5 protein-coding genes and 2 pseudogenes are annotated in these 5,637 nt (G+C 68.8%); 3 read left to right on the top strand and 4 right to left on the bottom strand.

Annotated features, from left to right (window positions below):
* Positions 1–424: pseudogene (locus ABZ281_RS35150) on the bottom strand (tyrosine-type recombinase/integrase); the annotation flags it as partial.
* Positions 425–721: 297 nt separating this feature from the next.
* On the opposite strand from ABZ281_RS35150, the gene ABZ281_RS35145 reads away from it, so the two are divergent.
* Complete coding sequence (locus ABZ281_RS35145) at positions 722–2,101, top strand: M1 family metallopeptidase (protein ID WP_356662128.1); 1,380 nt, start codon at positions 722–724, stop codon at positions 2,099–2,101.
* An 84-nt stretch (positions 2,102–2,185) separates the two neighbouring features.
* On the opposite strand, the gene ABZ281_RS35140 is transcribed toward ABZ281_RS35145, so the two are convergent.
* The 3 genes from ABZ281_RS35140 to ABZ281_RS35130 form a co-directional block, all read right to left on the bottom strand.
* The gene (locus tag ABZ281_RS35140; RefSeq protein WP_356662127.1) at positions 2,186–2,440 is read right to left on the bottom strand and encodes a hypothetical protein; all 255 of its coding nucleotides are present in this window, start codon (positions 2,438–2,440) and stop codon (positions 2,186–2,188) included.
* Positions 2,441–2,729: 289 nt separating this feature from the next.
* Positions 2,730–2,894, bottom strand: a complete 165-nt coding sequence (locus ABZ281_RS35135) for a hypothetical protein (protein WP_356662126.1) — start codon at positions 2,892–2,894, stop codon at positions 2,730–2,732.
* A 214-nt stretch (positions 2,895–3,108) separates the two neighbouring features.
* Positions 3,109–4,026, bottom strand: a complete 918-nt coding sequence (locus ABZ281_RS35130; protein ID WP_356662125.1) for an AraC family transcriptional regulator — start codon at positions 4,024–4,026, stop codon at positions 3,109–3,111.
* Between the two features lie 205 nt (positions 4,027–4,231).
* On the opposite strand from ABZ281_RS35130, the gene ABZ281_RS35125 reads away from it, so the two are divergent.
* Entirely contained in the window at positions 4,232–5,125 is an 894-nt protein-coding gene (locus ABZ281_RS35125) for a glycosyltransferase (protein WP_356662124.1), read from the top strand.
* Positions 5,126–5,240: 115 nt separating this feature from the next.
* A pseudogene (locus tag ABZ281_RS35120) lies at positions 5,241–5,637 on the top strand (hypothetical protein); the annotation flags it as partial.

Below are 5,637 nucleotides of genomic sequence, written 5' to 3'. Positions count from 1 at the left end.
TCTTCACGTCGATGCCGGCGGTGAGCATGAGCGTGGCGCCCCGTGCCGGAGGTCGTGCAGCCGGATCGGCGGGAGGCCGGAGGCGGCGACGAGGCACTCGAAGAGGTCGGTCACCTTCCCGGGATGGAGCCAGGAGCCGTCTTCCTGGGTGAAGACCATGCCGGGGTCCACCCAGGCTGATCCCCATTCCTCGCGGTCCGCGTCCTGCTGTGCGCGGTGCCGCTTCAGGACGTTGACGGTGTCGTCGTCGAGCGCGACCACGCGGAGCCGCTGTCCGTCTTGGGCTCGGAGGTCTCGACCTCCCACCCGTCCTGGACGAGCTGGGCGGAGACGGCCGGGGAGTGGTCATCGAGGTTGGTCTCCGACGAGGATGGTGCGCAGCCTTGTCTCGCCGTAGGCCGCGGAAGGCGATGAGGTGCCACAACTGCGTGTGTGGGCCACTGGGTGAGGGGGCGAGGCGGTGCGGACGCGGGTGTCCGGGGCGCTGCCGGCGTACTGCTCGCTCACTCATCGTGGAGTGTGTTCGAGCCGGATGGCACGTAAGGAAGTCTTTACCAACCATGAGACAACCACGAGGCAATGCAGGGTTTCTGACGTCTCGCGTCCCGCGACCGATTGGAGACACGAGATGAGCCCTCATAGAGCGAACGACCGTCGGCTTCGGTCGACGGTCTCGGTCCGTCTGTCCGGCTGGGTTCCGGCTGCAGCACTCCTCCTGGCCATGACGATCTCCTGCACCAGCTCTGCCTCGGGGGACGGCGCCGCCGCGGCCTTGAAGCCCGGCGCGGCCGGGGTCGGTGACCGGCTGTTTCCCGCACTCGGCAATGGCGGCTACGACGTGACGCATTACGGACTGACCCTGGATTATGTGCCCGAGACCAACCGTCTGAAGGGCACGGCTGTCATCACAGCGCGCGCCACCCAGGACCTGAGCCGCTTCAACCTCGACCTGTCCGGGCTGCATATACGCTTGGCCACAGTGCAGGGAGTGAAGGCCCAATATTCGCGTCAGAAGGACGAGTTGCGGGTGACACCGGCGAAGCCGGTCCAGGAAGGCGACATCTTCAAGACGGTCGTCACCTACGACGGCACCCCTCGCACGATCGAGAACGACGACGGAAGCCTGGAAGGCTGGATAGAGACCGATGACGGCTCGACCGCCCTCGGCCAGCCTGCCGGTTCCATGACCTGGTTCCCGGGGAACCACCACCCCTCGGACAAGGCCACGTACGACATCACGGTCACCGTACCCAAAGACGAGGACGGCACCCCCCGTGACGTGGTCAGCAACGGCGAACTGACCATGGAAGAGAACAAGGGTGAGACAGTGACCCGGCACTGGCGCACCACAGAGCCTATGGCCAGCTATCTCGCTCACATCTCCGTCGGCTACTTCGAGGTCGACCAGGGCTCCACCGATGACGACCTGCCCGCCTACGTCGCCATCGACCCCGACGAGTCCGAAAACGCCGCAGGCGTCAAGGATCTGGTGCCCGAGATCGTCGGCTGGGCGAGCGAACGCTTCGGTCCCTACCCCTTCTCCTCCACCGGCGCCGTTGTTGACCACTTGCCCGAGTTCGACTATGCCCTGGAGACCCAGACCAAGCCCTACTTCGATGAGGCGCCGGACGAGAGTCTGCTTGTCCACGAGTTGGCGCACCAGTGGTTCGGCAACTCCGTCACCCCGCGCAAGTGGAAGGACATCTGGCTCAACGAGGGCATGGCCACCTACGCGGAGTGGCTCTGGGAGGAGGAGCAGGGCGGCAGGAACACCGACGAAATCTTCGAGGACTTCTACGACGGCACGGATGCCGAGAGCGAGGGAATCTGGGCCTTCCCTCCGGCCGATCCTCCCAGCGCGGCGCGCGTCTTCGACCCGCCCGTCTATGGACGCGGCGCCATGGTCGTGCACAAGGTGCGTGAGGCCGTCGGCGACGAGACCTTCTTCGACATTCTCCGTACCTGGACCCGACAGCACCGGCACGGCAACGCCGACACCGGACAGTTCATCGCCCTGTGCGAGGGCAAGTCCGGGAAGAACCTGAGGAAGCTCTTCGACGTCTGGCTCTTCAACAAGAAGAGGCCGTCCCGGATGCAATGAGAGCGATGAGAGCGGCCCGATTGGAGAAGGGCTCTTCTTTCGCCCAGGGGGGAGAAGAGCCCCTCTGCTGTCCGGAGGAAGACCTTAGGCGGGCGGGTACACCAGTGTGATCTCGCGGTTCAGGCCGGTCTCGTCGGCGTCCGGGTACATGGAGACCTCACCGTCGGACCACCGCACCAGGAAGTCGTCGGGATGGCGGTTCTCCGTGTAGTCGCCGGCGCCCAGGAGGGTGGCGTGGGTCCAGAGCCGGTTGGGCTTCTTCACCTGGATCTCGCCGTGGAAGCCGTTCTGGTCGAGATCCTTGTAGAGGGTCAGTTCGCCATCCGTCCAGCGCACCATGAGGTCGTGCTGGTCGTTGCCGGTGAAGTCGCCGATGTGATCGTCGAGGCGTGCTTCCAGGTGCCGTTGGGCGCAGCAAGCTTCTTCTCGCCATGGAAGCCGTCGCGATTGACGTCGGTGTACAGAGTGACTTCACCGTCGCTCCAGCGGACCAGCAGGTCGTCGGTCCACTTGTTGCCGCTCGTATAGCGGCCACCGGTGATGGAAAGGGCGTGCTTCCACGTGGCGTTGGGCTTCTGCAGCTGGACCTCGCCGTGAAACCCCCTCTCGTCGACGTCGGGGTAGAGCGTCAGTTCGCCGTCAGTCCAGGGACGATCAGGTCGTCCCTGTCAGCGCCGGTGAAGTCGCCCGCCGCGACGGTCTCGGCGTGCTTCCAGGTGCCGTTGGGCCCGATGAGACGAATTTCCTTGTCGAAGTTGTCGGCGTCCTCACCGGCACCGCGGTACAAGGTCACTTCGCCGTCGGACCAGCGCACGATCAGGTCGGAGTAGTCCCACGTTCCGGGATTGCCGTCGGTGAAGTAGCCCCCGGCGATGACCTCGGCGTGCTGCCAGGTCTCGGCCTTGCCCAGAACGCCACGGCCGGCCAGCTGACGGTTGTTGACCGCGTCGTCGTACAGCGCCTTGGCGTCAGCGTCGAGGTAGGAGCTGTAGGAGATGTCGTCCTTTTCACCGCCGGTCTTCCAGCCGCCGATGACGCCGATGAGAGTGGGTCGATTCGCGTTCCACCGGCAGCCACAGTTCGGCGTCCGCCTCCGTGCCGTCGGGGGACAGGCGGGTGCGGAGGATCTCCGGGCCGTGGCGGGTGCGGTAGGGGTTGGACGGGAACCACTCGGTGAACACGTCGCGCCACAGCTCCTGGATGGCCTGGGGGGCCGGGCCCGACGTGGTGAAGACCGCCCAGGTGCCCGGAGGGACCGCGAGGGCGGTCGTGCCCTCGGGCACCCCCGCCGGGACCGGCGCCGAGGTGATCACGGCCTGGTAGTAGTCGAGTTCCGTGCCCTGCGCGCGGCTCGGGTCCAGGTCGTCGCAGACCGCGACGACGCCCTGCGGCTTCTGGCCGGACAGTTTCTCCAGGGCCTGCACGGCGGACTTGTCCAGGCCCCGGACGAAGTCGATGATCGCCTGGTTCGGGCCGGAGTGGATCAGGGGGATCCGGGTCTTGAAGCCCGTGACGGTGAAGGCCGGGCGGTCCACGACGCGGTAGTGCATGCTGCTGTTCCCTTCGACGGTGAGGCGGAAGGCCAACCGGGGCTGGGAGACGAGCGCGGCGCCGGTGCGCCGGGCCTCGCCCGGGCCCACGCCGTGCATCGTGCGGAACGCCCGCGCGAACGCCTCGCCCGAGCCGTAGCCGTAACGGACCGCGATCTCCAGCAGGGTCGCGTCCCTCGACAGCACCTCCGCGCCCGCGACCGTCAGCCGCCGGCGTCGGATGTACTCCGACAGTGGCATGCCTGACAGGGCCGAGAACATGCGGCGCAGGTGGTACTCCGAGGTGCATGCCGTACGCGCCAGGTCCGCCACGTCCACGGTGTGGGCGAGGTTCCGTTCGATCCGGTCCATCGCCTGGTTGAGCCGGTCCAGCACGTCCGGTCTCCTTCCTTTCGTGCCTTCACGCTAGGCAGTGCGTGCCCTGCCGCACCCGACATCCTGTGCCCGCTCCGGTCGGGTGCCACCTGCGCTGAACGGCGTAGGGGAACCGCCGTCCGGCAGTCGTACTTCAGGCGTCCCTGTCGTGAACGGCTAGCATCGCCCGTCAACCCGTCAGTTGCCGACCGGATGAGGTGAGGACATGGGGGCGCCCCGGATCGCCGTCGCCGTGGTGACGATGGGCAACCGGCCCGACGAGGTCGACGCCCTGCTGGAGTCCGTGGCCAAGCAGGACGTGCCGCCCGAGCGGATCGTCATCGTGGGCAACGGCTGCCCGCTGCCCGACTTCGCCCGGCGGCTGTCGCTGCCCGGCGAGGTCACCGCCGTCGAGCTCGACGAGAACCTCGGCTGCCCCGGCGGGCGCAACGCGGCCCTGGCACGGCTGCGGGAGTTCGGTGACATCGACGTCGTGGTGGATCTGGACGACGACGGTCTGCTCGTCGACGCCGATGCGCTGCGCCGCGTGCGGGACCTGTACGCCGCCGACGAGCGGCTCGGCATCGTCGGATTCCGCATCGCCGACGAGCTCGGTGAGACGCAGCAGCGGCACGTGCCCCGGATCGGCAACTCGGACCCCCACCGCGGCGGTTACGTCACCGGCTTCCTCGGCGGCGGGCACGCGCTGCGGATGGCGATGCTCGACGAGACCGGCGACTGGCCCGCCGAGTTCTTCTTCGCCCACGAGGAGACCGACCTCGCATGGCGCGCGGTGGATGCCGGGTGGCGGATCCTGTACGCGCCGGAGCTGCTGCTCCGGCATCCGAAGACCTCACCCGCCCGGCACGCCGTCTACTTCCGGGTGAACGCCCGCAACCGGGTCTGGCTGGCCCGCCGCCGGCTGCCGCTCGCGCTCGTCCCCGTCCACCTGGGCGTCTGGGTGCTGCTCACCCTCGCCCGGAACCGGTCGGGCGCCGGACTGCGGGCGTGGTTCGGCGGATTCGCGGAAGGCGTACGGGAGCCGGCGGGGGAGCGGCGGCCCATGCGGTGGCGGACGGTGTGGCGGCTCACCCGGCTGGGGCGGCCGCCCGTCATCTGACGCCCACCGCTACGGCCGAATCGGCAGGCGCAGTCACGGGCTCGGAGATGGAGTGGGCCCCGGCCGATCACCTCCGCCGACCGGGACCCGGACCCGGCCGCGGCGGCGACACTCTCCCGAGGGCGCAGCCGCGTTGCTGCGTTCGCTGCTCGCGCCGACCCGCACGCTCCTGGTGCTGGACGACGCCGCGAGCGCCGCGCAGGTACGGCCGCTGCTGCCGAGCGGTGCCGGCTGCGGGGTGATCGTCACCAGCCGTTCTCCGCTGACCGCCCTCGACGGCGCGGCCCGGTTCCCGCTCGCCCCGCTGTCGGACGAGGAGAGCGCCGAATTCCTGCGCAGGGCCTCGGGCCGCGACGGCCTGGACGGCACGGACGCCGCCCGGCTCCTCGTCGAACTCACCGGACGGCTCCCGCTGGCCCGGCGGGTCGTCGCCGCGCGGCTCGCCGCCCGCCGGGCCCTGACCCCCGACACCCTCGCCGGACAACTCACGGCCGCTGACGCCCGGTTGCACC

Origin of the sequence: Streptomyces sp. NPDC006265, from assembly GCF_040613555.1 — a bacterium.
In the GTDB taxonomy this organism is placed as follows: domain Bacteria; phylum Actinomycetota; class Actinomycetes; order Streptomycetales; family Streptomycetaceae; genus Streptomyces.
The sequence above is the reverse complement of the archived record's forward strand: the minus strand, read 5'-3'. Positions and strand labels throughout refer to the sequence as shown.